The 26,001-nt window shown below is 64.6% G+C and carries 22 protein-coding genes and 1 pseudogene; 6 read left to right on the plus strand and 17 right to left on the minus strand.

Going from position 1 to position 26,001, the window contains the following annotated elements:
• Window positions 1–14: 14 nt before the first annotated feature.
• From IVB19_RS30235 to IVB19_RS30255, 5 genes are all read right to left on the minus strand, one after another.
• Window positions 15–1,064 (minus strand): L-idonate 5-dehydrogenase, encoded by a 1,050-nt coding sequence (locus IVB19_RS30235; RefSeq protein WP_085351940.1) that lies wholly within the window; start codon window positions 1,062–1,064, stop codon window positions 15–17.
• The gene (locus IVB19_RS30240; RefSeq protein ID WP_247820482.1) at window positions 1,061–2,467 is read right to left on the minus strand and encodes a TRAP transporter large permease; all 1,407 of its coding nucleotides are present in this window, start codon (window positions 2,465–2,467) and stop codon (window positions 1,061–1,063) included. Before IVB19_RS30240 ends, IVB19_RS30235 begins: the two co-directional genes overlap by 4 nt.
• A 4-nt stretch (window positions 2,468–2,471) precedes the next feature.
• A complete protein-coding gene (locus tag IVB19_RS30245; protein WP_018454000.1) occupies window positions 2,472–3,050 on the minus strand; it encodes a TRAP transporter small permease in 579 nt (192 codons plus the stop codon).
• Window positions 3,051–3,187: 137 nt separating this feature from the next.
• A complete protein-coding gene (locus IVB19_RS30250) occupies window positions 3,188–4,147 on the minus strand; it encodes a sialic acid TRAP transporter substrate-binding protein SiaP (RefSeq protein ID WP_018453999.1) in 960 nt (319 codons plus the stop codon).
• A gap of 105 nt (window positions 4,148–4,252) precedes the next feature.
• Window positions 4,253–5,062, minus strand: a complete 810-nt coding sequence (locus tag IVB19_RS30255; RefSeq protein WP_026232647.1) for a FadR/GntR family transcriptional regulator — start codon at window positions 5,060–5,062, stop codon at window positions 4,253–4,255.
• A gap of 145 nt (window positions 5,063–5,207) precedes the next feature.
• Here IVB19_RS30255 and IVB19_RS30260 point away from each other — a divergent pair, with 145 nt between their 5' ends.
• Window positions 5,208–6,677: a mannitol dehydrogenase family protein gene (locus IVB19_RS30260; protein ID WP_247370119.1), complete on the plus strand. Its 1,470-nt coding sequence runs from the start codon at window positions 5,208–5,210 to the stop codon at window positions 6,675–6,677.
• Between the two features lie 99 nt (window positions 6,678–6,776).
• Complete coding sequence (locus IVB19_RS30265; protein ID WP_018453996.1) at window positions 6,777–7,184, plus strand: nuclear transport factor 2 family protein; 408 nt, start codon at window positions 6,777–6,779, stop codon at window positions 7,182–7,184.
• 68 nt (window positions 7,185–7,252) lie between these two features.
• Here IVB19_RS30265 and IVB19_RS30270 read toward each other — a convergent pair whose 3' ends face one another.
• Window positions 7,253–7,969, minus strand: coding sequence for an HAD family hydrolase (locus IVB19_RS30270; RefSeq protein ID WP_247403022.1), 717 nt, complete (start codon window positions 7,967–7,969; stop codon window positions 7,253–7,255).
• A 144-nt stretch (window positions 7,970–8,113) separates the two neighbouring features.
• On the opposite strand from IVB19_RS30270, the gene IVB19_RS30275 reads away from it, so the two are divergent.
• A complete protein-coding gene (locus IVB19_RS30275; RefSeq protein ID WP_247370112.1) occupies window positions 8,114–9,001 on the plus strand; it encodes an SDR family oxidoreductase in 888 nt (295 codons plus the stop codon).
• Here IVB19_RS30275 and IVB19_RS30280 read toward each other — a convergent pair.
• Both IVB19_RS30280 and IVB19_RS30285 read right to left on the minus strand, forming a co-directional pair.
• Window positions 8,976–9,411: pseudogene (locus tag IVB19_RS30280) on the minus strand (dienelactone hydrolase family protein); the annotation flags it as partial. The gene IVB19_RS30275 and the pseudogene IVB19_RS30280 sit on opposite strands and share 26 nt — an antisense overlap.
• An 892-nt stretch (window positions 9,412–10,303) precedes the next feature.
• Window positions 10,304–11,878, minus strand: a complete 1,575-nt coding sequence (locus tag IVB19_RS30285; RefSeq protein WP_085348489.1) for a porin — start codon at window positions 11,876–11,878, stop codon at window positions 10,304–10,306.
• Between the two features lie 504 nt (window positions 11,879–12,382).
• Here IVB19_RS30285 and IVB19_RS30290 point away from each other — a divergent pair.
• Window positions 12,383–12,862, plus strand: a complete 480-nt coding sequence (locus IVB19_RS30290) for a MarR family winged helix-turn-helix transcriptional regulator (protein ID WP_247337729.1) — start codon at window positions 12,383–12,385, stop codon at window positions 12,860–12,862.
• A 97-nt stretch (window positions 12,863–12,959) separates the two neighbouring features.
• Here IVB19_RS30290 and IVB19_RS30295 read toward each other — a convergent pair whose 3' ends face one another.
• On the minus strand, window positions 12,960–14,042 hold the full coding sequence (locus IVB19_RS30295) for an alpha/beta hydrolase family protein (RefSeq protein ID WP_247337728.1): 1,083 nt from the start codon (window positions 14,040–14,042) through the stop codon (window positions 12,960–12,962).
• An 850-nt stretch (window positions 14,043–14,892) separates the two neighbouring features.
• Between IVB19_RS30295 and IVB19_RS30300 the strand changes: the two genes are divergently transcribed.
• Together IVB19_RS30300 and IVB19_RS30305 are read left to right on the plus strand one after the other, a co-directional pair.
• Complete coding sequence (locus tag IVB19_RS30300; protein ID WP_247337727.1) at window positions 14,893–15,957, plus strand: ketopantoate reductase family protein; 1,065 nt, start codon at window positions 14,893–14,895, stop codon at window positions 15,955–15,957.
• 275 nt (window positions 15,958–16,232) lie between these two features.
• A complete protein-coding gene (locus tag IVB19_RS30305) occupies window positions 16,233–17,735 on the plus strand; it encodes a helicase HerA domain-containing protein (protein ID WP_247366660.1) in 1,503 nt (500 codons plus the stop codon).
• Between the two features lie 13 nt (window positions 17,736–17,748).
• On the opposite strand, the gene IVB19_RS30310 is transcribed toward IVB19_RS30305, so the two are convergent.
• The 8 genes from IVB19_RS30310 to IVB19_RS30345 form a co-directional block, all read right to left on the minus strand.
• On the minus strand, window positions 17,749–18,780 hold the full coding sequence (locus IVB19_RS30310) for a HoxN/HupN/NixA family nickel/cobalt transporter (RefSeq protein WP_247401791.1): 1,032 nt from the start codon (window positions 18,778–18,780) through the stop codon (window positions 17,749–17,751).
• 283 nt (window positions 18,781–19,063) lie between these two features.
• A complete protein-coding gene (locus tag IVB19_RS30315; protein WP_085357560.1) occupies window positions 19,064–19,804 on the minus strand; it encodes an ABC transporter ATP-binding protein in 741 nt (246 codons plus the stop codon).
• Entirely contained in the window at window positions 19,801–20,643 is an 843-nt protein-coding gene (locus IVB19_RS30320) for an ABC transporter ATP-binding protein (RefSeq protein ID WP_018453942.1), read from the minus strand. Before IVB19_RS30320 ends, IVB19_RS30315 begins: the two co-directional genes overlap by 4 nt.
• Window positions 20,643–22,466, minus strand: coding sequence for an ABC transporter permease (locus IVB19_RS30325; RefSeq protein WP_247401784.1), 1,824 nt, complete (start codon window positions 22,464–22,466; stop codon window positions 20,643–20,645). Before IVB19_RS30325 ends, IVB19_RS30320 begins: the two co-directional genes overlap by 1 nt.
• A 12-nt stretch (window positions 22,467–22,478) precedes the next feature.
• Window positions 22,479–23,636, minus strand: a complete 1,158-nt coding sequence (locus IVB19_RS30330; RefSeq protein WP_247489854.1) for an ABC transporter substrate-binding protein — start codon at window positions 23,634–23,636, stop codon at window positions 22,479–22,481.
• Window positions 23,637–23,696: 60 nt separating this feature from the next.
• Window positions 23,697–24,281, minus strand: a complete 585-nt coding sequence (locus IVB19_RS30335; protein WP_247401782.1) for an alkylhydroperoxidase domain protein — start codon at window positions 24,279–24,281, stop codon at window positions 23,697–23,699.
• A 12-nt stretch (window positions 24,282–24,293) separates the two neighbouring features.
• The gene (locus IVB19_RS30340) at window positions 24,294–24,920 is read right to left on the minus strand and encodes a CMD domain protein (RefSeq protein WP_204513992.1); all 627 of its coding nucleotides are present in this window, start codon (window positions 24,918–24,920) and stop codon (window positions 24,294–24,296) included.
• Between the two features lie 28 nt (window positions 24,921–24,948).
• Window positions 24,949–25,983 carry a putative FMN-dependent luciferase-like monooxygenase gene (locus tag IVB19_RS30345; protein WP_247820483.1) on the minus strand — a complete coding sequence of 345 codons (1,035 nt, stop codon included), beginning with the start codon at window positions 25,981–25,983 and terminating at the stop codon, window positions 24,949–24,951.
• Window positions 25,984–26,001: the final 18 nt, after the last annotated feature.

Raw genomic sequence — 26,001 nt, forward strand, 5'->3', positions numbered from 1 at the left:
GGAATTCTCCCGGATCAGTTCGCGGTCAGCACGACCTTCACGCTCTGCGAGCGGTCGAGCGCCAGCCGCAGCGCGTCCGGCGCGGTGGACAGCGGCCGCTCGGCGGTGACCAGCGACAGCACGTCGACGCTGCCGTCCGCGATCAGCTCCACCGCCGTCATGAACTCGAGCCCGAAGCGGAACGAGCCGCGCAGGTCGATCTCCTTGGCCATCACCGCATTGGCCGGCACCGGAATCTGGCCACCCGGCAAATTGCCGATCTGCACCACAACGCCGCCGCGCCTGACGATACCGATCGCACTGGCAAGGCCTGCAGCCGTGCCCGAGACTTCGAAAGCGACATCGTAGGGGCGCGAGGCGGCCTGCGCCTTCAGGCCTTCCTCGCCGGCTGCGACATTCTCGACGTGAGAGGCGCCGAGCCGGGTCGCAAAGGCCAGCGGCGCCGGCGCGATGTCGGCCACCGTGATGTCGGTCATGCCGGCGCGGCGCGCGGCGAGCATGGTCAGAAGCCCGATTGGACCGGCGCCGAAGATGATGCCGCGCTTGCCATCGATGTTGCCGGCACGCGCGACGGCGTGCAGGCAGACCGCGAGCGGTTCGGCGAGCGCCGCGGCCTGATAGGACACATGATCGGGAATCTTCACGCACTGTGCCGGGATCGCGTCGAAATAGTTGGCAAAGCCGCCCTGCATGTGCGGTGTCTTCGAGGCCGAGCCCATGAAGTAGATATTCTCGCAGAGGTTTTGCCGGCCTTCGCGGCAAGCGACGCAATGGCCGCACCAGCGCGACGGGTTGACGGCGACACGGTCGCCGAGCTTCAGGTTCGCCGCGGAGCCCGCGATCTCCACGACCTCGCCGGAGATCTCGTGACCGAGCACCAGCGGCGATTTCACGACGAAATCGCCGGTGCGGGCATGGCGGAAATAATGCATGTCCGAGCCGCAAATGCCGCCGGCGCCGAAACGGAGGCGCACCATGCCTTCAGCGAGCTTGTCGAGCGGATGCTCGACCATGCGCAGATCTTCGGGGCCAAACAGGGTTGCGGCGAGAGCAGTTGAAGTCATTTGGAAAGTCCCATGTATTTCGGCAGCCAGAGGGTCAGTTCGGGGATGTAGGTGATTGCGATCAGCGCAACCATCAGCGGCACCAGCCACGGCAGGATCGCCACCGTCGTGCGCTCGACCGAGAGCTTTGCGACGCGCGCGAGCACGAACAACACCATGCCGAGCGGCGGATGCAGCAGACCGATCATCAGGTTCAGCGTCATGATCAGACCGAAATGGATCGGGTCGATGCCGAGCTTGAGCACGATCGGCAACAGGATCGGCACCAGAATGGTGATCGCCGCCGTGGTGTCGATGAAGCAGCCGACGAACAGGATCAGGACGTTGGCGAGCGCCAGGAACACCCATTTGTTGTGGGTGATGCTGAGCATCCAGTCCGACAGCATCTGGGCTGCCTGCGACACCGTCAGCAGCCAGGCGAAGATCGAGGCTGCCGTGACGATGAACAGCACCGAAGCCGTGGTCTCGATGGTGTCGAAAGTCGCTTTCGCGACCGTTTTCATCGTCATGGTGCGGTAGCGTACCAGGCCGAGGAACAGCGACCAGATCACGGCGGCGACCGCGGCTTCCGTTGGGGTGAACCAGCCGAGCGTCATGCCGCCGATCAGGATCACCGGCGCCATCAGCGCCATCACCGCGGAGAAGTCGAAGTACCAGTCGATCGCGAGCAGCGCGAACAGGCCGAGACCAACTGCCCAATTGGTGGAGAGACCGGCGACCGTCAGAAGCCAGACAGCCATCGGGAAGCTCAATACGACGAGGATCTCGAGCCCCGCCGATCCCAATTGCGGCCAGGAGAACGGCGTATCGCTGCCCCATTTGTTCTTGTGCGCGAAGTAGGTGACGGTGGCCATCATCAGGAGCGTCAGCACGACGCCTGGAATGACGCCCCCCAGAAACAGCGCGCCGATCGAGACGTTGGCCATCATGCCGTAGATCACGAAAGGCAGCGACGGCGGGATGATCGGCCCGCGCGTGGCGGAGGCCGCGGTGACGCCCACGGAGAATTCCGTGGAGTAGCCGTGGTCCTTCATCGCCTTGATCTCGATGGTACCGAGACCGGCGGCATCCGCGATCGCGGTGCCAGACATGCCGGAGAAGATCACCGAGCCAATGATATTGACGTGGCCGAGGCCGCCGCGCATCCAGCCGACCAGCGCGACGGCGAATTTATAGATGCGCCCGGTGACGCCGGCGATGTTCATCAGATTGCCGGCCAGGATGAAGAACGGCACGGCGAGCAGCGGAAAGCTCTCGATACCGGCGATCATGCGCTGCGCCAGCGTGACGTCGGGCGTCACGCCGCTGACCAGGATGTAGAGCAGCGACGACGCCGCCATGGCGATGGCCACGGGAACGCCGAGCAGCATGAGGATGAGGAAGCCTCCAAGCAACAGCAACATGGAATTACCCTTCAAAGCCGTCGTAGGCGCCGGGACGTTCGAGGATCGAGTAGCCCTGCCGCAAATGTTGTATGGCCACTTGCACCGAGCGGACGAACATCAGCACGAAGCCCGCCAGCACGGCGTAATAGACGTAGTCCTTGGGAAGATTGATGGTGGTCATGGATTCGTCGCCGATGATCTGGATGTAGACCCAGACCAGCTTGATGGCGTAACCGAAGAAGACGATCCGGATCAGATCGATCACTGTCGACAATGCGCGCGCCACAAGGTGCGGAAGATAGCGATAGAGCAGGTCGACCTGGATGTGCCGCGACAGCCGCACGCACATCGAGGAGCCGATGAAGACCACGCCGATCAGGCAGTAGGTCGCGATCTCCTCGGTCCAGGCGTAGCTGTCGTTGAGGACGTAACGGGTGAAGAACTGGAGGAAGACGGCGAGCGCCATCACCCAGAAGATCGCCAGCGCGACCCAGTCCTCAAAAGCGTAGATGCCGAGATCGACCTTGGGCGTCGCCTCTTCCTCGAAGGTGTGGGCGATCTCGTCCGCGGTGATCTGCCGGTGCGTTTCGGCGGTGGACATGGGTGTGCTCCTCAAACTGATCACGTCGTTCCGGGGTGGTGCGTCAGCACCAGACCCGGAACCTCGAGATTTTCAGGTGCGCAATTGCACACCTGAGGTTCGGTCCTGCGGACCGCTCCGGGATGGCGACTACGTCATTACTTCACCGCCTGAATGCGTTCCCAGTCGGCCTTGCGGTAGCCGAAGGTCTCGAACGCGACGTTCTTCAGCACGGTGTCGCGGAACTCGCTCTTGTCGACCTCGGTGACGGTCAGGCCCTTCTCCTTGAAGAAGGCGACCAGCTTGGCCTCGTTCTGCTTGATCTCCGCGGTCGCCTTGGCGGCGGCCTCCTGCGCGACGTCGGTGAAGGTCTTCTTGTCCTCGTCGCTGAGCTTCTTCCAAAGCGCACCGGCCACCACCGTGTTGAGATGGTCGACGATGTGGCCGGTCAGCACGATGTGCTTCTGCACCTCGTAGAACTTCTTGGCCTCGATCGTGGTGAGCGGATTCTCCTGGGCTTCGACGGTACCGTTCTGGAGCGCCAGATAGACTTCGGCGAACGCGATCGGCGCGGTGTTGGCGCCGCAGGCGCGCGGCATGGCGAGATAGGCTGGCACATCGGGCACGCGCATCTTCAGACCCTTGAGGTCGGCACAGGTCTTGATCGGCTTGTTCGACGAGGTCTGGCGCACGCCGTAATAGGTCACCGCGACGATGTGGTGGCCGCTCTTGTCCTCATAACCCTTGGTGAGCTCCTTGAAGATGTCGCTCTTGGTGTAGGCGAGCAGATGATCGGCATCGCGGAAGGTGTAGGGATAATAGGTCACGCCGATCGGCGGAAAGCTCTTGGCCGCGAAGCTCGAGCCGGAGATGATGATGTCGACCGAACCGAGCGAAAGGCCCTGGTTGATGTCGGCCTCCTTGCCGAGCTGCGACGCTGGATAGACGTCGATCGCATAGCGCCCGTTGGTGCGCTTGCCGATCTCCTGCGCGGCCCAGACCGAAGCAGTGTGGAAGGGCTCCGAGGTCTCGTAGACATGGGCCCATTTGAGCTTGGTCTGCGCCATGCCGGCGCCAGCCGTAGCAATCATCGCCGCGGCCGAGACCGCCAGCACCATTGTCATCTTTTTCAACACTGACTTTTCCTCCATTTTTCAAGTCTGCTTCTTTTAAATCCGCTTCTTGTCCGCCCGCCCCCAAACGCGGGTGCGGGCCGCACGATCTCATCGCGGTCGCGCGCTGCTGCTCGCAGCTCGCTTCTTCTTCGGCGCACGTTCCGGTTTTGTCGGTTTTGCCGTCGATCGCGCCGCGCGCCCGGAGGACGGTCCTGCCGCGCTCTCGGCTCCGAAGTTCTGCGCAAAGCGCTCCTGGGATCTCGCGAGATGATCGCGCATGGCTTCGCGCGCGGCCCCGGAATCATGCGCCGCGATCGCGTCGCGCACCGCGCGATGCTCGTCGAGTGCAGTGCGCCACGTGCCCGGGCTCTCGAAATAATGCGCAAGCTGCGCGAAATAGGGATTGAGGCGCTGGTCGAACAACTCGCCGACCACGCGCACCAGAACGGCATTGCCGAGGCTTCCGGCGATCGCGACGTGGAAGGCGCGGTCGTGGACCATCGAGGCTTCGCCGGGGTGTTCTACATTCTCCATCGCGACAAGGGACGCATCGATGCGGGCAAGGTCGTCCTTCGTCGCCACGCGCGCGGCTTCTTCGGCGATGGCGCTTTCCAGGAACTCGCGGGCACGCAACAGCTCGAACGGGCCCTCGATGACGGAAGCAGGCGCGGTCGCCGCAACCGCCGCAGGCTCGATCACATAGATGCCGGAACCGACGCGGATACGAAGGCGGCCCTCGACTTCGAGCGCGATCAGGGCTTCGCGCACCGTCGGCCTGGATATCTTGAGCTGCTCGGCGAGTTCGCGCTCGGTCGGCAAGCGGCTGCCGACCGCGTACTCACCGCTGTCGATCAGGCTTCGCAATTGATCGGCGACTTGGCGATAAAGCCGTCTCGCCTCCACAGCTTCCAGCGGCACGCTGGTCCTCCCGAAAGGGTCATGCCGGCAGCTCTCGCTGCCCGCGGCCCGCCAATTTTGGAAAATTGGTCTTACCAATTGACCGCAAGCATTGACCGAGGACGGGCGCCATGTCAAGCAGCGGCCAAACAAGGGGAGAGACGACATGCGCCTCGGCCGCGCCAATCTCGACCGGCTGCCACCCGGCATCCGCCGCCCGGCCTACAACCGTTCGCGCGTCACCTCTGGCATCGTGCATCTCGGCCTTGGCGCGTTTCATCGCGCCCACCAGGCCGTCGTCATCGACGATTGTCTTGGCGCCGGCGCGACGTCGTGGGGCATCGTCGGCGCGAGCTTGCGCAGCCCTGATACACGCGATGCCCTCGCCCCGCAGGATCATCTCTATACGGTTGCCATCCGTGCAGCCGAAGGCACCGAACACCGCATCATCGGTGCGCTGCTCGACAGCGTGGTCGCGCGCGAAAGCCCGGCACGATTGGTCGAGCGAATGGCCGATCCCGCCATTCGCATCGTCTCCCTCACCGTCACCGAGAAGGGCTATTGCCACACGCCGCAGACCGGCGATCTCGACGAACGGCATCCTGATGTCGTGCACGACCTCAACAATTTCGACGCGCCGCGCTCGGCTCCCGGCTTCATCATCGCCGCGCTGGCGCGCCGGCGGGCGCTGGGCGCCCTGCCCTTTACCGTGCTGAGCTGCGACAACCTCGCCGCCAACGGCCACACCGTACAGCGGATCGTGACGCAATTCGCCGCGCTGCGCTCGAAGGATCTCGGCAAGTGGATCGCGGATACGGTGGCCTTCCCCTCGACCATGGTCGACCGGATCGTGCCGGAGACGACGGATAGTGACCGCGATGCGGTTTCATCGGCGCTCGGTTTACGCGATGCATGGCCCGTCATGACCGAGCCCTTCACGCAATGGGTGGTCGAGGATCGCTTTACGGCCGGCCGGCCCGATCTTGCCGCCGCGGGCGTCGAACTGGTGAACGACGTCAAGCCGTTCGAGCTGATGAAGCTGCGGCTGCTCAACGCCAGCCATTCGGCGCTGGCCTATCTCGGCTATCTCGCAGGCTACGAGACCATCGCCGACACCATGCTGGATCCGCATTTCGCGCGCCTCGCCGCGCAGGTGATGGAAGAGGCCGCGGTGACATTGACGATGCCATCAGGCGCAGATCTGGCCGCCTATCGCGCCTCACTGCTCAAGCGCTTCGCCAATCCGGCACTGCATCACCGCACCTGGCAGATCGCGATGGACGGCTCGCAAAAGCTGCCGCAGCGCCTGCTCGGCGCGATCCAGGATCGTCTCGCCAGGAACCTGCCGATCGCGACGCATGCGCTCGCGGTGGCCGGCTGGATGCGCTACGTCAGCGGCCTTGACGAGAAGGGCCGCACCATCGACGTGCGCGATCCGCTCGCAGCCGAGTTCGCCGGCTTGGCGCGCGAGGCAGGTCCCGTCGCCGAACGATTGGCACCCGCGCTGCTCGGCGTCGGAAAAGTGTTCGGGCCCTTGGGCGCCGAGCCGCGCCTGCGCGAAGCCGTGACCGCTGCGCTCGGCCGGCTCTACAAGGATGGCGCGCGGCGTGCGGTGGAGATTCTGGTCTCGGCGTGACCACAAAACGGGCAGCGATGCTGCATTGCGGTCCAGATCGACGGAAAGTCGACGGAAGTCTTGCTTGATTTTTGCCTGTCATTGCCCCACCCGAGAGGCATGGCAAAGGACAGCAAGGTGATCGCCGCGAACGCAGCGTTCTACGCCGCCTTTTCGACCGGCGATTTCGACGAAATGGAGCGGATGTGGGCGGACGATGACGCCATTTCCTGCATTCATCCCGGCTGGCCGGCCATCATCGGCCGGGCCACGGTGATCGGAAGCTGGCGCGACATCCTGCAGAGTCCGGAGCGGCCGCAGATCGTCTGCGCGGAACCGCAGGCCATCGTCGATGGCGACAGCGCGCGCGTGCTCTGCATCGAGATCGTCGACGGCACGGCATTGGCTGCGGCCAACCATTTTCGGCGCGTCGGCGACGACTGGCGCCTGGTGCACCACCAGTCCAGCCCGATCGCGCAGATTGTCGAGCAAGCTGAGGACGATAGAGCGAGCCACCGCGTCCATTGAGGGCGCCCGGCCCGCAGGCACATTCTACTGTGCATAGGGTTGTTTTTCAGTTTTTTTGTTTTGCCGCCTCACCCGAGCCCCGACAGATCATCCAGCACGACCCGCGCCTGGCTAAAATCGTCGTCCCGGAAGAACATGCTTCTGGTGATGAGCACGGGAATGTTCGCCCGCGAAGCTGCGGTCAGGCCGTTAGCGGAATCCTCGATCGCGACGCAGTCGGACGCGTTGAGCTTCAGCCGCGCCAGGGTCTCGACATAGACATCCGGCGCAGGCTTTTTGTGCTGCACGTCATCCCCGGCGACGATCGCATCAAAATCCGCGGCCCAGCCCTTTCCCAGGGCGCGCGACAGCAGCGCGTCGATGTTGGCGTGCGACGTGGTCGTCGCGATCGCGAGCCGCTGGCGGCGCGCCTTGGCAGCGACGAGGAGATCCGTCACCCCGGGCCGTAAGGGGCAGCAGCCGGTTTGGACCAGTTCGGCATAATGCGCGGTCTTGATGCGGTGGAGTTCCGCGATGTCCACATCCGATAATGGCGCGGCGATCCTCAGCCTTTCATGGTGGGCGCGAATGCGTTCCTTGCCGCCCGTGACCCGCAGCAGGTCCTTGTAGACGGCCCGATCCCATTGCCAATCGAGACCGTGGCGGGCGAAGGCATGGTTGAAGGCTTGCCGATGCAGCTCTTCGGTCTCAGCCAAGGTGCCGTCGACGTCGAAGATCAGCGCGGCGGCGCGGCGGACTAGCTCAGCCGCGTCAGATAGCATGATGGCTGGCGCTTCTGCCTGCATGATCGATGCGTCCCTCCGGTGAGCGACCATCGCCTGCACAGGCGGGCGAGACAAATTGCAATATCTTTTGCCGGACCCAAAAATCTCTTATGAGCGGAGGCGCGCTGCGGCGCGAACGGGAACTCCGACCTGCAAGGAAGATGTATGCGGCTCTTTATCCTTGGCCTCGGCTACAGTGCGCGGCACTTCGTCCGCCTGTTCGGTGGCCGCTTCTCGCATATCGCCGGCACGGTGCGCGATCCCGCGCAGCGGGGCGCTCTCGCCGGCGTCGAGGTGCATGCTTTCTCCGGCAGCAGTCCGGCACGCGAGACGATCGAACGCATGAGGGACGCGGATGTCCTTCTCGTTTCGATCCCGCCCGGCAGTGCCGGCGATCCCGCAATCGCGGCCTTCTCCGGCCTGCTGGCGGCGGGCGGCGACCGCAAGATCGTCTATTTGTCCACGATCGGCGTATATGGCGATCACGCCGGCGGCTGGGTCGACGAGAGCACGCCGCCGAAGGCGGACCTCGACCGGACGCGCATGCGGGTCGCGGCGGAACAGGCATGGACCGACACGACCGGTGGCGACGCCGCGATCCTGCGGCTTGCGGGTATCTATGGCCCCGGCCGTAACGCGCTGGTGACGCTGCGCGCTGGAACGGCGCGGCGCATCATCAAGCCGGGACAGGTGTTCAACCGCATCCACGTCGACGACATCGCGAGCGCGATCATGGCTGCGATTCATCACCCGAGCGGCGGCACGTGGAACGTCTGCGACGACGAGCCGGCGCCGCCGCAGGAGGTGATCGCTTACGCGGCGAAGCTGATGAATGTTGCACCGCCGCCGGAAGAGCCGTTCGAGACCGCCGAGATGTCGGCGATGGCCCGCAGCTTCTATGCGAGCAGCGCCCGCGTCTCCAACGCGAAAATGAAGTGCGAGCTCGGCGTCACGCTTGCTTATCCGACCTACCGCCACGCCCTGGATGCGTTGTGGCAAGCGGGGGAAGGAGGATCAGGATCAAGCGTCAGCTCAACACGCCATACTTCTTGAACCAGGCCTGGGCCTGCTTCCAGGCATCTTCTGCTGCGTCCTTGCGATAGCTGCCGCGGTAGTCGGCATGGAAGCCATGCGGCGCTTCCGGATAGATCTTGAAACTCGGCCGTCTTCTTGTTCTGCTCCAAGGCTGTCTTGAGCTGCTCGACCTGGGCGACGGGAATGCCGGTATCGGCGCCGCCATAGAGGCCGAGCACCGGTGCCTTCATCTCGGGCGCGAGCTGCATCGGGCTCTTCGGCCACGGCCGATTGGCTGGATCGACCGGCGGACCGTAGAAGGCGACGCCGGCCTTGAGGCTGCCCCTGTGAGCGGCATATTCCCAGACGGTGCGTCCGCCGCGGCAGAAGCCGATGATGCCGAGCTTACCGGTGTCGCCGCCTTGCGATCCCGCCCACGCCACCGTCGCGGAATACTGGATCGCCCGGTCAAGCCGGGCGATGACAGGGAGTGTGTAGCCGTAGACACGCCTTCGCGTCCTCGCGGCGTTTCGCCCGAGCTTTGCCTGGTCATTCCACCCTCAAAGCCAAGAGGGCGCAGGGAAGACCGGGTGCCGGCTGGCACCCGCGGTCCGCTGCGCGAAAAGCACACGCAGAGAGAACCGCACAGCAGCATACAGGTGTAGCCAATCACTCGGCCTTCCCTGCGCGATGGTTGGACGGCTTATGCCGTGCTCTCCCGGGAGCCGAGTTCGTTCTGGCCTCCCTCGTCCCAACGAAAGTCACCGGCACCGCGCCGGTTGACGCGGATGCCGCATTCGCCAGGGCTTGACCGTAGCAACGACGGCCAGGACCACACGGTTTTGCCGTACGCACGGCTCGCCATTTCGCCGCAGTTTTTCCAGCCCTGTCGACGGAGCCGGAAACTTACAGACGAGACGAAGCCTAGCAGCGCCGCTCGTCGGAACGCAGCCTTCTCACGGAGAGCAATCCGCCCTGCCCTTGGCCTCTCGCACCCGAACGCTGCCGCGTCCACCGCAAGCCCGGCTCGCGAACATGACGACCACAAGATCGCCCCTCAAGGATGAGCCGGGATGGACGACACATACGCCATTTCCGAATTTCGGTAAAGCGGAATATTTTTGTGAGAGCGGATTGACACGGGGGCGACACAGGCGCGGTCCCGTAGCCCGGATGAAGCGAAGCGTGATCCGGGAAGGTGCCAGACGCAGCGCGAGCAGCCCCCGGATCACGCTTGCGCTCCATCCGGGCACCGGGGCTTCGCCGCCCTATCATCTGCCTTGCGCAAAAAAACACCCGGCGGTTTCCCGCCGGGTGTTCGTTCATGTGTTTCGATAGATTTTACCAGTTGCGCTGAGCGCGGAGGATCATGGCGACCGAGTCCTGATCCTTCAGCTCGTAGGCCGCGGTCGGCTTGGCGGTCGCGACGCTCGGGGAGGCGCCAACCGTACCAGAATATTTCTGGTCGAGATGGGTCCAGGACACGTCCGCCGAGAAGGTCAGGTTCTTGACCGGGGTCCACCGGGTGACGACACCTAGCTGGCCGATCGCGAAGTCCGGGTTGCAACCCGTCACACCTGCCAGGGCTCCGAACACACCGGCGCCGCCGCCGGCGCCGCAGATGGTGGTCTTGGCCAGCGTGCCGAACTGGGCCTGAGCGTAAGCACCGTACAGCGAGGAGTTCCAGTTGGGATCCCAGTTGTGGGTGTAAGCGCCACGGAAGCCCCAGGTCTTGACGGTTTCCTGCGAGCTACCGGTCACGTACACCGTGTCAGGAGCATTGGCGAAGCCAACGCTCTGGTAGGCAACACCCGAGCTACCGAACAGCGAGTAGCTGCTGCCCGACAGGTTCTGGAAGTTGTAGCGGGTCGCGCCGTCGGTGTAGACGCCCTGGATGTTGATCGTGTCACCCGCGCCGGTCGGGATGTTCTTGATCGACAAAGCGAGCTGAACAGCCCAACCCCATTTGTCGTCGGGATGGCCGGTGGCTTCGGTCGCGCCGTAATAGGCGACATGGTTGTCATGCGCAGCCACTGACGCCTGGAAGAGACCCCAGGCCTGATCGACACGCAGCTGACCGACGAGGTTCGGCGAACGCGAGCCGCCGAGGGCGTTGGTGCCGTACGAACCGCCGATGATGCCACCTGCGGTCGCGCCGGTCATGTTGAGGTTGCCGGCCTGATAGTAGGCCGTCGCATCTTCAGCGGAGAACGATGCCGTGACGCCCTGGCCGAAGTCGGCGGTGTATGTGAACTGGGTGACGCCGGTAACGGTGCCGCTGCCGCCGACGAGGTTGTCGGTGATGTTGCCGGGATAGTTGGTCCAGGGCGCGTCGAACTGCGACACGGCCTTACCCATCGTGAAGCCGGCGAACTGGATGAAGGCGTAGTATACGCCGAGCGCACCGGCCGAGGTATTGCCGTCGGTGCCGTTGACGTTGCCGCTACCCGAACCGACGAGGCCTGTGCCCGCAGCGTTGAGACCGAGCGTACCGCTGTACTGGGTGCCACCCGTTGCCGAACCGGTGCCCGAATAGTTGCCGGTCGTCCAGGTAAAGACGCCGTCGAAGAACGTGCGGACCACGCCGTATTCGGTCGCGGTGCGGGTGTCGATGTTGAGGTCTTCACGAGCGCGGAAGGTGTAGTAGTTCATCAGGCGGTTGCGTGCACCGGCAACACCGCTCTGGTTCGGGTTGAAGTCCGAATTGGTGTTGAGGTTCGCATCGGCCCGCAGGTAACCACCCAGCTTAATGCAGGTGTCGGTGCCGGGGATGTAGTAGAAACCGGCGCCGTACAGCGAGCAGATCTTCACGTATTCGACCGCCTTGGCCTTCACGGGAAGATCGGCAGCGAACGCCCCGGAGGCGGCCATCAGGCCGGCAGCCGAGCCGAGAAAGAGTGTCTTCGTCAACTTCATCAGTAAACCTCCAGGTCGGTTCAGGGGGCTCGGGTCCTCGGTGGACGCCGCTTTACCTCTCAATTTCCGTTCAATTCAGGCCCGCACCGAAGGTTCGGACTGAAACGACAGCGAGGTGCCCCCTCCGTCGCGGCTTCACATATAGTTTATAAAAACAATGGTCTCAATTTATTGCTTTGATGAATCGACACTTCAGGTCGCGATGTGGCTTGAGGGCAACAGCGGCGATATTACCCCGGAAGATCACTATAGAAAAACCAGAAAAGCCCTCGGGGGGCATCCCGAGGGCTTCTTGGAGGTCTCGCATCGCTGTCCGTCGCGTGGGTCAAGAGCAGCGAAATAGAGTGCGATAGTAGATAATAAAATTAATTGTTCTTTGTAAGTAATAATTGAGCCTACGATTTCTTCCGCGCGGTATCTCCCCTTTGGTCGACGCGCGATTTTCGAGACGCTTCCAAGATATCCCATTAAGGATAGGCAAGGGATAAACGGGGAGGGAGCCACATGATCGAGAAGAAACTCGACAGGGCGATTACGGACTTCATCTGGAACGTCGTCGAAATTCATTCCCAGCTGGAGGACATCCACACCAGCTGGGCCGGACTGCTGGGCATTACCGAGCCGCAGTGGCTGATCCTGATGGCCATCACCGAACTGGACCAGGGGCGAGGTGTCGCGGGAATCGACATCGCGAACAAGCTGCGCGTCCACCCCGCCTTCGTCACCAACCAGACCAAGAGTCTCGAAAAGGGCGGCTTCCTGTCGCGACGGCCGGCCGCAGACGACGCACGCTACGTCCTGATGTCGCTGACGGCGAAAGCAACGACGGAGATCGAAAAACTGTCGAAGAGAAAGCTCGCCTTGAACTCGACCATGTTCAACGAGCTCGACGAGACGACCTTGGCCGATCTGAATGCCGCGCTCGCAACGATTGCCAAGAATGCCCGGCTGGCCGCACGGTTGCTGGCCATCGACGCTTCCTGACTCCCTGACGTCAGGCGCGGAACGCGCGCCTCGATTCATCCCCAATCTCTCCTCGCCTTCCCAATCTTTTCTCGCCTTCCCCCAATCTCTTGGCGCCTTAGAGGTAGGTCACGGAATCCAGCTGGCGGGCAATTCCAAGTTTGCTGTCGAGCCATTCGAAAATGAAATCGTCCACCGCGATGAAATTCTCGACCTCGCCCAGAGGGTACGGAATGCAGTTCGGCACGACGGTCGCGCAATCGGCTCCGGCCTGCCGATAGCCGGCTTGCAGTTCGAGAGCATCCTCCTCCCAAACCATTGAGCGGCTGCCGACGACCATCAGAAGCGGGCAAGGTATCCGACACAACGGCAGCAACGAACCCGTCGAGGGCCCGTCACGGACCGCCTGCTCGACGCCGATCATCCAGCGCAGCGATGCCCGGCGCATGACCGGCGTCGCAATGCCGCCGTCGCACACGGCGGCAGCCATTCTGCGATCCACGAGGGCAAGACGGGATGCGTGACTGGCGGCCGCCCCCTCGCCGTAGACCGCGATCTGCTGCGAATCGACGTCCGGACGAGCTTCCAGGTAATCCAGCCAGCATTGAAGAATATGCGCCGGCTTGAAGGGGCTACGACCGGATGAATCGCCGGCATCAACGAGCAGGAGTGACACGTTCCGTCGCCCTGAAGCCGGCAACAGCCTGCTCATCATCGAGCCGAGGGTGATGTCCTCGTCGCTGACGCAGATAACCGCGGGTGCGAAAGACCGATCGGGGAACGCCGGCAGAAAGTAGCCCGCAAGCGAGCCTTGATCAAAGCAGTCGATCTCCACACGCTCGATCGCCGAACCGGCGTCCTCCTCGAAGCCCCGGAGGCAGAGTCTGACCTTGTCTACGAGGTCGGTACCCCCGGGATCTCCGGGCCAAGACAGGTTCCTCGCGACTTCAAGGGCCGTCAGCGAGCACAGCCACGCTTCCCGCACGATCTGAGCTGAACTGGTTACGCGCGCCGATTCGGCGAATATCCGGTACTCGCCTGAGATCCTCAACCACTCCGAAATCCACCGATGCCTGTGCGCCTCGCGCACGAGTTCCCCGACGGACAAGCTTTCAAAAAAATGGGACGCACGTTTTCGCAAGCACGCCAGGCTTCGACCGGCGCCGTCGCACGTGCCGTGAGGCCAATGATCATCTTCCATGTCCGTCCCCGAACGGCGCGTCGGCGGTTGCTTGGACTCGGCGCAGCGCTGTCAGCGCAACGCCCTGCATGTCTGCTCGATGCGATGGCACGCGTGCGTGATCGCGCTTGCGTCTGCCGTCCCGATGATCGTTCCGTTTTCCCTTCGCGGGCGGGGGCACTGGACCGGACGGACTACAGTCCGAACGAACCGGTCGCAAAACAAGTCGCACGCCGACTCCAACTCAATCGTCACGTCTCAGCTCCGTTGCTGATACACAGTTTAGGCCCGCACCACTCTGCCATTTTTTGCTGTCCCGCGTTTGCAGTTTTTTGTTGCGGTGGACGACTAAAATTGGAGCTCATTTAACGAGGGAGAAGGCATCGCCTGTGTCGGCTTCCATCATGATTCCTCATGACGCTGATCCGGCGCGCCACCAATCACGCCAGCGATAAAAATGCGGCGGGTTACCGCCTGATCGATGCCGACGGCCTTCGCCAAAGGACTTTCCGCTAGTCAATGTCGCAGCAAAACCGGCGCGACAAAATCCTCGAAGTCGCTCATCCGCACCCGGCGCGCGAGACGTGACGAGGTATGATCGCGTTCTGGGAGAGCTTGGGCGATCGAGATGTGCAACATTTCTTACTTCGGTAAGCCAGTTATTTGAGCAACTCAACGACCCTGCACAACCGCCGCCGGTTTGGCGTCGTCTTGCTTTCGGCGTCAAGCAACACGGCGGGCCGCCCGCTGATCCGCGCCTTGTATCCATTATCCCAGTTGCCATCCTCACGCACTTTGCCTTACATGCCCGCCAAACTCGCCCGCGGATGACGGCCGGGCTCAAAAATCACAATTGTCAAAGGGACGAGACATGGCGCGTAACATCCTGATTCTTGGGGCTTCCTACGGCTCCCTGCTGGGCACGAAGCTGCTGATGGCGGGGCACAACGTGACCCTGGTCTGCCGCACCAAGACCGCGGAGCTGATCAACCGCGAGGGGACCGAGGTGCGCATCAAGTTGCGTGACGAGGCTGTTCACCGCGCCATCTTCTCGCGCGACCTGCCCGGCAAGCTCGACGCCGTGACGCCGGCCAATGTGGACTTATCGCGTTACGACATGGTCGGCCTTGCGATGCAGGAGCCGCAATACACCAACCACACGGTGCGCGTTCTCATGGTCAGGATCGCCGCGGCGAAGCTGCCGTGCCTGTCCATCATGAACATGCCGCCGCTGCCCTATCTGAAGCGGATCCCCTCGCTCGCGGACATGGATCTTGAGGAGGCCTACACCAATGCGCAGGTGTGGGAGCGCTTCGAGCCCGGGCTGGTGACGCTGTGCTCGCCCGACCCGCAGGCGTTCCGTCCGCCGGAAGAGGCTGCGAACGTGCTGCACGTCGGCCTGCCCACGAATTTCAAGGCCTCCGTGTTCGGCGACGAGAAGCACAACAAGGTGCTGCGCGAGCTCGAAGCCGACATCGACGCGGTGACCCTCGACGGCCACGACGTGCCGGTGAAGCTGAAGGTGTTCGATTCCCTGTTCGTGCCGCTGGCGAAATGGTCGATGCTGCTGACCGGCAACTACCGCTGCATCACGCCGCACGAGCCGCAGTCGATCCGCGACGCCGTGCACGGCGATCTCGCGCGTTCGCAGACGATCTATGAGCATGTCGACGCCATCGCCCGGCGTCTCGGCGCCGATCCGCAGGACCAGGTGCCGTTCGCGAAATACGCCAAGGCTGCCGAGAGCCTGCTGAAGCCGTCATCGGCCGCGCGCGCGGTGGCCGGCGGCGCACCCTTCATCGAGCGCGTCGACCTGCTGGTCAAGCTGATCTCGCATCAGCTCGGCGCGCCCAATGCAGAGATCGACCGCACGGTCGAGACCGTGGACCTGAAGCTCAACGAGAAGATCGTGCAGGGCGGATCGGGCGCGCTGTAACGGGCCGCGATCCCCTTTGCCCCGCACCCATCATTGGCTGGGCGCATGCCAAGCGCACGGTGCAATGGCGGTTTCGCACATCAAGGGGGGAACTCGCGCAAGTGATACCCCAGGACGCCGGTCCGCAAGCGCCCTATCGGCCCGCACTTCTACGGCAATCGAATCGCGCCTGAAATCCGCCGTGGGCAACAACGCATGATTTACGCCATGGTGCTCGACGCGCCACGGCCGGATTGATAAGCCCCTGTCCGCGAATGATGGGACTTGAGTCGGGCATGACGGTTGCGATCGAGATGGGGCAGACCACGGCGGGCGCCGCGGCGGCCATGGACCTCGAGGAACTGCTGGCGACCCGCCTCCTGGTGCAAGGCAATTCGGGTTCCGGAAAATCACATCTGCTGCGGCGGCTGCTGGAGCAGAGCGCACCCTGGGTGCAGCAGGCGATCATCGATCCCGAAGGCGATTTCGTCTCCCTGGCGGAGCATTTCGGCCATCTCGTGATCGAGGCCGAGGATCACACCGAACGCGGCCTTCAGGTTGCCGGCGAGCGCGCGCGGCTGCATCGCGTCTCCACCGTGCTCAACCTCGAAGGGCTCGACGCCGAGAACCAGATGCGCCGCGCCGCGGCCTTCCTCGGCGGGCTGTTCGACGTGGACCGCGACCATTGGTACCCGATGCTGGTGGTCGTCGACGAGGCGCAGCTGTTTGCGCCTGCGGTCGCGGGCGAAGTCTCTGACGAAGCGCGAAAGCTTTCGCTCGGCGCCATGACCAATCTGATGTGCCGTGGCCGCAAGCGCGGGCTTGCCGGGATCATCGCGACCCAGCGGCTGGCGAAGCTCGCCAAGAACGTCGCGGCGGAAGCGTCCAACTTCCTGATGGGCCGCACCTTCCTCGACATCGACATGGCGCGCGCCGCCGACCTGCTCGGCATGGAGCGGCGGCAGGCCGAATCGTTTCGCGATCTCGAACGCGGACAATTCATGGCGCTCGGCCCCGCGCTGTCACGCCGGCCGCTGCGTTTGAACATCGGCGCGACCGAAACCCAGCCGCGCAATTCCACGCCGCGGCTGATGCCGATGCCCGAAGCCGCACTCGAAAATATGCGCGCCGTGATCCTGGCCGCGCCGCCGCCCGATGCCAGCCGGCCGCAGCGCCGGCCCGCGCCCGATCTGCTCGAGCAGCTCCGCGCCGCGAAGGCTGCCGCACCGGAGCTCGGCCCCGAAATAATCGAGGTCCCGATTAGTGCCGAAGAGCTCGCTGAACGGCGCGAACGCGTGGATCGGACCCTTCGTGCCGTGCTCGCCGCGCCCGATGCCGGTTTCCGCGCGGTGGGCGTGCTGTACCAGGAGTTCGTGGTCCGCTGCCGCATCGAGGGCCTCGGCTCGGCGGTGCCCGACCTCACCGAATTCCGCCGCATGCTGACACGCGCACGCGCCGGGCTCGGCGCCGAGCATGCCGAGGACGACGCCTGGCAGGACGTGTCGCTGCGCGCCTCGATCCTGCCCGACGACATGCAGGGCGTGTTCATGATGATCGCGCGCGCGGCGAAAGAAGGCTGGCCCTGCCCCGGCGACGCCGCGATCGCCCGCGCCTACGGCTCGCATTCGCTGCGCCGGGCTCAGCGCCTGCTCGGCTACATGGAAGAGCAGGGCCTGATCGTCTGCCAGCTCGACGGCGCCGGCCGCCGGTTCGTGACGCTGGTGGAATTGGCCTGGGCCACCGCGCCGGGCGATCCCAATGCCGACGACCTGCCGGCGGAGAGCGCAGCTTCGGCTTGAGCCCACGATTGACTCACGCTGTCTCGGTAGCATCGGCGCCCACCAGCACATCAGGCGTGCGCCGCCGCTCGAGCGCGAATAGCCTGCGATAGAGCACGACCGAAACCAGCCATGCAATCGCGAACAGCGCGATCACGGCGAAGCCGACGTTCGCGAGCGAATCGTTGAGGCCGTCGACCAGCGTCCACACACCGCCAGACAGGCCGAGCCGATCCCCGATCAGGCCAAGCGCCTCAATGCCGCCGATCAACAGCGCCACCGCGACCGAGGCACCCGTGATCGTGAGGTTGTACCAGAGCTTCCGTAAGGGATCGACGAAGGCCCAACGATAAGCGCTGACCATCAGCGCGGAATCGGCGGTATCGACCAGCGCCATGCCTGATGCGAACAGCGCGGGAAAGACCATGACGTCGGCCAGCGATGCACCAAGCGCGTATTCGCTGGCGGAGATGCTGAGCAGGCCGATCTCGGTGGCGGTGTCGAAGCCGAGGCCGAACAGGAAGCCGAGCGGGTACATATGCGCCGGCTTGGTCACCAGGCGGAACATCGGGCCGAGCAGCCGCGCCAGCAATCCGCGGCTGGCGAGCAGCGCATCAAGCTGCGCGGCGTCGTGGATGCCTTGCGCGCGCGCGATCCGGAACGTCCGCCACAGGCCGGCGAAGATGACCAGGTTGATGGCCGCGATCACCAGCAGGAACAGCGCCGACACCGACGTGCCGATGAAGCCGCCGACGTCCTTGAGCAGGCTGTCGCCGCCAAGGCTCACCAAGCCCAGCGCGAGCAGCATGGTCGCGACCACAACCACGGTGGAATGACCAAGCGCGAAATAGAGACCAACGCTGCGCGGCGCATCGCCGGCCTGCATCAGCTTGCGCACGACGTTGTCGATGGCCGCGATGTGGTCGGCATCGACGGCGTGGCGCAGGCCGAACACCCAGGCAAGCAGCGCGGTCGCCATCACCGTCGGCCGGTCACCGAACGCCGCGAACGCCCAAGCCCACGCCGCGATGTTGGCCGCGATCAACCCGCCGAACAGCAGCATCATTCCGGGGTCGACCGCCCGCAAAGATAATTTCGTCACGCCAATCATTCCGTCCGCTGCACGACCCATCGCACGAGCGGTATGATCTTTTCATAAGGTGGTCATACTGACCAGTGCAATCCCGGAGGGGCGGCACGGTTCTGCAGCAGTGCTTGCGGCGTCCTTCGGGACGCCCGCTGCGCGGGCTCCTTTAGGATGAGGTCTTGCTTCGCCGCGAGATCGCCACACCCTCACGGTGAGGCGCCCGCCAAGGCGGGCGTCTCGAACCATGCAGGCCGAGATGGCGCTACGCCGCCTCGGAGCCGCCGAGATAGGCATCGCGGATGCGGGGATCGTCCTTCAGCGCGCGGGCGGAGCCGGAGAGAACGATCTTGCCGGTCTGGAGCACATAGGCCTCGTGCGCGATCTCGAGCGCGAGGCTGGCGTTCTGCTCGACCATGAAGACCGAGACGCCCTCCTGGTTGATGGTGCGGATCAGCTCCAGCACGCGGTCGACGTAAAGCGGCGACAGGCCCATGGTCGGCTCGTCCATCACGATCATCCGGGGACGGCTCATCAGCGCCCGCGCCATCGCGACCATCTGCTGCTCGCCGCCCGAGAGCGAGCCGGCGCGCTGCGACAGCCGTTGGCCGAGCTTCGGGAACAGCGTGAGCATCTTGTCGAGATCCTGCGCGATCGCCTCGCGGTCGTCGCGCACGAAGGCGCCCATCAGGATGTTCTCGCGGACGCTCATGTCGGCGAACAGCCGCCGTGCTTCCGGCACCGAGGCGATGCCGCGGCGGACGATCTGCGGCGTGGTAAGTCCCAGTAGCGAAGTGCCGTCGAACGTCACGTCGCCCGAGCGCGGCTTCACGAGGCCTAGAATGATCTTCATCGTGGTCGATTTGCCGCTGGCATTGCCGCCGAGCAGGCAGACGATGTGGCCGCGCGGAACTGATATCGACAGGTCGAAATGCACCTGGGCCTGACCATAGAAGGTATTGACGTCGGTGATCGCGAGCAGCGCATCGGGAGGCGGGTTCGTCATGCCGCGCTCTCCTGCTTCGTCGTCAGGCCGTGGCCGAGATAGGCCTCGATCACCTTGGGATCACCGCGCACCGCTTCGCCCGGGCCTTCCGCGATTTTCTTGCCCTCGTCCATGACGATGACGCGATCGGAGAGGCGCATCACCATTTCGAGCTTGTGCTCGATCAGCAAGATCGTCAGCCCTTCGGCTTTCAGCTCGGCGACGAGCCCCTGCATCTCCGTGGTCTCGGTCGGATTCATGCCGGCGGTCGGCTCGTCCAGCAGCAGCAGGCGCGGCTTCAAGGCGAGCGCGCGCGCGATCTCGACGCGGCGGCGGTTGGCGTAAGAGAGGCTGTAGGCCGGCTGATCGATACGCGGCAGCAACCGCTCGCCGAAGCGCGCGAGAATGACCTTCACCTCCTCGCGCAGCCGCTCTTCCTCCGCCTTGACGCTGGCGGGGCGCAGCAGCGCCAGACCCAATTCCAGCAGCGGGCCGATCACCGGCACTGCCGGTTTCACCGCGCGCAAGCGCGTATGCGCACCGATCAGGACGTTGTCCATCACGCTGAGATTGCCGAAGACGCGGCCGAGCTGGAACGTCCGCGCGATGCCTCCGGCCGCCAGGCGTTCCGGCGAGAAACCTGTGATGTCCTGACCTTCGAAGCGAACCGTCCCGGCGTCCGGAAGGTCAAGCCCGGTCACAAGATTGAACAGCGTTGTCTTGCCCGCCCCGTTCGGGCCGATGATGCTGATCAGCTCGCCTTTGGCGAGATCGAGATCGATGGCGTCGACGGCGGTGAGGCCGCCGAAGCGCCGCGTGAGCCCGCGCAGGGACAGCATCGCCGTGTGTGCGTCCATCATCACACCGTCCCCAAAAGGCCCTGCGGCCTGAACCGCACCAGCAGCAGCAGCACGATGCCGTAGATCAGGATGCGATACTCCGCCGCGATGCGGAACACTTCCGGCAGGCCGACCAGCGCGACCGCCCCGAGAATCGCCCCGACGACATTGCCGAGACCGCCGAGGATGACGACGGTCAGCGCCAGGATGGATTGCTGCGTGTTGAAGGTCTCGTGGTTGATATAGGAATAGAGATGCGCGGCGATGCCGCCGCTGACCCCCGCGGCAAAGCCGCCGAAGATGAAGGCCAGCGATTTGTAGCGATTCAGGCTGAGGCCATAGGCCCGCGCGGCGATGTCGTCGTCGCGGATGGCGCGAAAGCTGCGGCCGAGATGCGAGCCGAGCAGGCGTCCCTGCAGCAGCGCCAGCACGACCATCACGATGAAGCTGAACCAGTAGATCGAAATCGGGCTGACCAGCTCATAGCCAAACAGCGACAGCGGCGGGATGCCGGAGATGCCGATCGGCCCGCGCGTGACGCTCTCCCAATTCAGGATCACCAGCGAGACGATCTCGCCGATCGCGAGCGTCGCGATTGACACATAATGTCCGCGCAGCCGGAACGACGGCGAGATCAGCGCCGTGCCCAGCGCAGCACTCATCAGGCCGCCGCCGATGATGGCAAGGCCGACCGGGACAGCGAACGTGAGCGACAGCAGCGCGGAGGTGTAGGCGCCGATCGCGAGCAGCGCGGCGTGTCCCAGCGAGACCTGACCAATCGTGCCTGCAACCAGGGTGAGGCTCAGCGCGAGCATGCCGAGCAGCCAGGCGTTGATCAGGGTCTGGAGCACGTAGAACGACAGGGGCAACAGCGGCAGGATCGCGAAGACGGCGGCAGCGATCAGCAGAGCCCAGCGCGGAATCCGCACCGGGCGGCTCGGCGCGATGAAAGTGCCGGTGAGCGGCTCGGGCGGCGCCTGCCGTGCGCTGGCGAACAGACCGTTCGGGCGCAGCACGAGCACCACGACCAGCAGCAGGAACGCGAACAGATTGCGGTAGCTGGTGCCGAACACGGCGACGCCGTAGCTCTCCACCAATCCCAGCAGCAGGCTGCCGATCACCGCGCCCGGCACATTGCCGGCACCACCGACGACTTCGGCGACGACGCCCTTGAGCGTCGCCTGCAGGCTCATGGCGGTGTCGATCTGGTTATAGTACATGCCGACCAGCAGGCCGGAGACGCCCCCGAGCGCAGCCGCAATGCCGAACACGGCCTGATTGACGCGGTTGACGTCGACGCCCATCTGCATCGCGGCGTCGCGGTCCTGCGCGGTGGCACGCACGGCCCAGCCGAGCTTGCTGTAGCGCAGGAACACGAACAGCAGCAACGCGCTGGTGAGGCCGACACCGGCGATGAGCAGATCGAGCGGGCCGATCGTGCCGCCGCCGATCTGGAAGCGGACATCCGGCAACTGGCTCGGCAATGCGCGCGGATTGGGCGAAAAAGTCAGCATCACGAGCTGATCGAGCACGAAGCTGATGCCGATGGTCGCCAGCAGCGGTGCGATGCGCACCGAGTTCTGCAGCGGACGCAGCCCGAACCGCTCGATGATCAAGCCCACCAGCGCCGCCGCCACCGCGACCACGATGATGGTGAGCGGCAGCGGCGTATGCAGCTGCACCACCGCGACCCAGCCGATATAGGCGCCGACGAGGTAGATCGACCCTTGCGCAAAGTTGATCAGCCGGCTGACGCCGAAGATCAGCGCGAGCCCGACCGCAACGAGGGCGTAGACGTTACCGACGATCAGCCCGTTGATCGTGTAGTCGAGCCAGGAAGACACGCAGAAATCCCCTCAGGTCGGCTTGCCGTCCCAGAGCGCGAACTGGCCCTTGCGCACGACGAGCTCGGCGTTCATGGCGCCCTTGACGCGCCGGCTCTCGACGTCGAACGTCGCTTTGCCGAAGATCACGCTCGAGACGTCCTTCACTTTCGTGAAGGCGTCGCGGATCGCGCGCCGGTCGGCGCCGCCGATCTTCACCACAGCGGCCGCCATGTTCATCGCGTCGTAGGCGTAGGCGTTGAACGCGTCGGGCTCCACCCCGTTGTATTTCTTCTTGAAGCCGGCGATGAACGTCTGCACCTCGGGGCGCGGGTCTTCCGGGAAGTAGCGCGTGCCGACATGGACGTCCTCGACGGCCTCGCCGCCGAGCTCCAGGAATTTCGGCGAGTAGACCGAGCTCGCGGCGCAGATCACCTGCTTCAGCCCGACCTGGCGCGCCTGGCGCGCGATCAGCGCACCGTCGGAATAATAGGAGATCAGGATCAGCCCGTCGGGATTGGCGTCGCGGACCCGCACCAGCGTGGAGCGGAAGTCGCGCTCCTCCGCGATGTAGCCTTCGGTCACCGCGATTTCGGCGCCGTGCTCCTTCGCGGCCTTAACGAAATAGTCGCGGCTGGTACGGCCCCAATCGGTGTTGAGGTGCAGCACGGCGAGCTTCTTCAGGCCGAGGCGCTTGACGGCATAGGCCGCCAGCAGCGGCTGCTCGTCAGCCTGGCTGACCGAGGTGCTCCACATGAAGTCGCCGCCCTTGGTGAAATCGGGATGCGAATTTGTGAATCCGAACTGCACCAGCCCGCCGCGCTGATAGATCGGCGAGGCCGCCATCGAGGCGGGGCTGGAGAAGTCGCCGAGCTCCATGACAATCCTGGGATCGGAGACGAATTTCTGGGCGATCGCCACCGACTGGCGCGGGTCGCTCTGGCTGTCCTCGAAACTATAGGCGAGCTTGCGACCGTTGATGCCGCCCGCTGCCTGGATCTCGTCGAGCGCGAGATCAAAGCCCTGCTTCCACTGCGTGCCATATTGTGCGTTCGGCCCGGTCAACGGACCGCTGACGCCCAGCAAAATCGGTTCGGACGATTGCGCAAGCGCGGCGCGCGAGAAGGCTGCCCCCGCCATCATGGCGGCAAGCGAGCCCTTGACCAGGGTACGACGATCGATGTTGCTCATGGACGGCTCCATCCTGTCAAGCGTTGAAACAACTAGCAATTTCCATGCCGGTGAGATCAGCTATTTCGAGGGCTCGCCGAGCGACAGCATCAGCCGGTTCGCCCAGTTGAAGAACGACGCGCCGTTGATGACATCGACGATCTCGGCATCGTCGAGACCGGCGCGGCGCAGCTCATCGATATTGTCGGGGCCGAACGCGATCGGCGTCGCAGCCAGCGCCACCGAGGCCTTGACGACCGCATTCCAGCGCTCCCCGAGATCGGCGCCGACGCCCTCGTCGAGCAGGCGCTGCACATCGTCGCGGCGCTTGGAATAGGTGCTGGCGAACCGCGCATGCACGGAGGCGCAGTAGATGCAGCCGTTGTAGCGCGAGGTCGCAGCCGCCGCGAGCTCGCGTTCGGCGCGCGGCAGGCCGTCGGCGACGTTGTAGAAGATGTCCTTGTCGGTCTTGGTGCGGGCCTCCAGCACCTCGGGATCGCGCACCAGCAGGCGGAAATACTCGGACTTGGAACGGGAGCGATCGACGAGGCCCGCGAAATGCCGCTCGGTCAGCTCGGCTTCGAGCAGCGGGTCGATCCAGGACACCCAGCCCAGTTCGTCCTGGGTGAAGACGACGGGCGGATTGGCATTGTTTGCAGCGCTCATGATGCAGCCTCCTTACGCGCCGGCCGCGGCGTTCGTGGTGCGCCCGAGCGAGGCACCGAGCACGCGCAGTCCGGTGACGACGCGCACCTGGAACGACAGGAACGCAACGAGCTGAGAGAACGTGACGATTCCGGTGTTCGACCAACCGGCGGCGAGCAGAGCCTTCATGTCGGCGGCGGCCGCATCGCGCGGGCGGAACACCAGCAGATGCGCATGTTCGAACGCCGCAGCGAGCCGGTCCCCGAGATCGGGCTTGCGCTCCGCGCTGACGCGGTAGATCAAGCCGGCCTTGTTTTCGACAGACAGGGGGCCGGTTGGAAAGGCACCGTAGGGGCCCGAGGTCTCGCCCCGCGCGATTTCGACATCGACAGCTTCGACCAGGCGCGCGCCATCGGCGGTCGCAGCTAACTTCGCCCGATAGAAGCCGGCCATCGTGGGCTCGCGGTGAAGCCCGATCACGAAGAGCGCGACCGCGGCGCGCTCCACCAGCGAGACATCGCCGGCGTCGATCGGCTCGAACAGCGAGAGATAGCTCTTCTGCGCATTGTCGCGCGCCTGGATGCGCTTGGCCCGAATGCCGTCCAGAGCCGAACCCGGTTCGATCCCGGCGAGCGTGTCGATGATATCTTTCGTAGCCATCATTCAGCCTCTTGCAACCTCATTCCGACTAACCCGCCAGCGCCACGTCGGGCGCCGTCCGCGCCCAACCCAGCGCCGGCGCGACCTTCTCCGCCACCAGCTCGATCGAGCGCAGGATATGGGGATGCGGGGCATCGACCGAATGCGCCTGGAAGACGAGATCGGTCACCCGCTCCAGCGTGGCGTCGGCGCGGAGCGAAGCGATGACGTCGTCGGCCGCGCCGACATGGGTGTCGAACGCCGCGATCATCTCCTCGAGCGTTTCGCCTGGCTTGGCGTGGCCGCCCTTGAGGAATTGCGGGAGCGCGCGCCGCAGGCCGATATCGGCAAGACGCATCGCCTCAGTCCGGTCGTCGGCAACGAAGACGGTGCGCGAGGCCATGATGCGGGGCTCCCGTCCCGGCGGCAGCGCCTCGAGATAGGCATCGATCACCGGATTCTGAATCTCGGCGAGCATTGCCTTCGGCGCCTCCTTGGTTCGAGGCTGGGTGCGCGACAGCAACAGGCCATCGCCTGCCTTGCCGGCACGCGCGCCGCCCGCGACAGAGAACGTCGCCTGCCAGATCCTGTCGTCCAATTGCGGCCGCTGCGGATAGAGCGTGTCACCACCTTCGAGCGGCTTGCCGACCAACGCGGTGCGGACGACGTCCAGATTGCGCGCAAAGATCTCGTTGCGCTGGGCGCTGTCGAGGCCGAAGGCGGCAAAGGCCGAGGGATTGCCGCCGGTGCCGACACCCAGCTCGAAGCGACCGTTGCAGAGCAGATCGAGCACCGCGGCATCCTCCGCCACCCGCACCGCGTTCTCCAGCGGCAAGGTGACGATGCCGGTGCCGAGCCTGATGCGCGAGGTCTGGGCTGCGACATAACCGAGGAAGGTGAAGGGGGACGGCAGGCCGCCCTCGCGCTCGTGGAAATGGTGCTGCGCGATCCACGCGGAATCGAGGCCCGCCGTCTCGGCGCGCACGATCTGCTCGGCCGCGAAGCGATATCGGTCGGCCGGCGGGGCCTCGTCGAGAAGCCGTGTGAAAAACCCCAGGCGTTTCAGGTTTGCTAAGCGTTTCATACGACCCCTGTCGGACGA

The organism is Bradyrhizobium sp. 187 (assembly GCF_023101005.1).
Lineage (GTDB): Bacteria > Pseudomonadota > Alphaproteobacteria > Rhizobiales > Xanthobacteraceae > Bradyrhizobium > Bradyrhizobium canariense_D.

What these genes read in the sequence shown, in the direction of transcription:
- IVB19_RS30235 (WP_085351940.1), bottom strand. Translation starts at nt 1,064, where the DNA reads ATGACTTCAACTGCTCTCGCCGCAACCCTGTTTGGCCCCGAAGATCTG.
- IVB19_RS30250 (WP_018453999.1), bottom strand. Translation starts at nt 4,147, where the DNA reads ATGGTGCTGGCGGTCTCGGCCGCGGCGATGATTGCTACGGCTGGCGCC.
- IVB19_RS30335 (WP_247401782.1), bottom strand. Translation starts at nt 24,281, where the DNA reads ATGAGCGCTGCAAACAATGCCAATCCGCCCGTCGTCTTCACCCAGGAC.
- IVB19_RS30345 (WP_247820483.1), bottom strand. Translation starts at nt 25,983, where the DNA reads ATGAAACGCTTAGCAAACCTGAAACGCCTGGGGTTTTTCACACGGCTT.
- IVB19_RS30330 (WP_247489854.1), bottom strand. Translation starts at nt 23,636, where the DNA reads ATGAGCAACATCGATCGTCGTACCCTGGTCAAGGGCTCGCTTGCCGCC.
- IVB19_RS30265 (WP_018453996.1), top strand. Translation starts at nt 6,777, where the DNA reads ATGGCAAAGGACAGCAAGGTGATCGCCGCGAACGCAGCGTTCTACGCC.
- IVB19_RS30310 (WP_247401791.1), bottom strand. Translation starts at nt 18,780, where the DNA reads ATGATGCTGCTGTTCGGCGGGTTGATCGCGGCCAACATCGCGGCGTGG.
- IVB19_RS30340 (WP_204513992.1), bottom strand. Translation starts at nt 24,920, where the DNA reads ATGGCTACGAAAGATATCATCGACACGCTCGCCGGGATCGAACCGGGT.
- IVB19_RS30245 (WP_018454000.1), bottom strand. Translation starts at nt 3,050, where the DNA reads ATGTCCACCGCCGAAACGCACCGGCAGATCACCGCGGACGAGATCGCC.
- IVB19_RS30285 (WP_085348489.1), bottom strand. Translation starts at nt 11,878, where the DNA reads ATGAAGTTGACGAAGACACTCTTTCTCGGCTCGGCTGCCGGCCTGATG.
- IVB19_RS30275 (WP_247370112.1), top strand. Translation starts at nt 8,114, where the DNA reads ATGCGGCTCTTTATCCTTGGCCTCGGCTACAGTGCGCGGCACTTCGTC.
- IVB19_RS30240 (WP_247820482.1), bottom strand. Translation starts at nt 2,467, where the DNA reads ATGTTGCTGTTGCTTGGAGGCTTCCTCATCCTCATGCTGCTCGGCGTT.
- IVB19_RS30295 (WP_247337728.1), bottom strand. Translation starts at nt 14,042, where the DNA reads ATGGAAGATGATCATTGGCCTCACGGCACGTGCGACGGCGCCGGTCGA.
- IVB19_RS30320 (WP_018453942.1), bottom strand. Translation starts at nt 20,643, where the DNA reads ATGATGGACGCACACACGGCGATGCTGTCCCTGCGCGGGCTCACGCGG.
- IVB19_RS30305 (WP_247366660.1), top strand. Translation starts at nt 16,233, where the DNA reads ATGACGGTTGCGATCGAGATGGGGCAGACCACGGCGGGCGCCGCGGCG.
- IVB19_RS30270 (WP_247403022.1), bottom strand. Translation starts at nt 7,969, where the DNA reads ATGCAGGCAGAAGCGCCAGCCATCATGCTATCTGACGCGGCTGAGCTA.
- IVB19_RS30300 (WP_247337727.1), top strand. Translation starts at nt 14,893, where the DNA reads ATGGCGCGTAACATCCTGATTCTTGGGGCTTCCTACGGCTCCCTGCTG.
- IVB19_RS30260 (WP_247370119.1), top strand. Translation starts at nt 5,208, where the DNA reads ATGCGCCTCGGCCGCGCCAATCTCGACCGGCTGCCACCCGGCATCCGC.
- IVB19_RS30290 (WP_247337729.1), top strand. Translation starts at nt 12,383, where the DNA reads ATGATCGAGAAGAAACTCGACAGGGCGATTACGGACTTCATCTGGAAC.
- IVB19_RS30315 (WP_085357560.1), bottom strand. Translation starts at nt 19,804, where the DNA reads ATGACGAACCCGCCTCCCGATGCGCTGCTCGCGATCACCGACGTCAAT.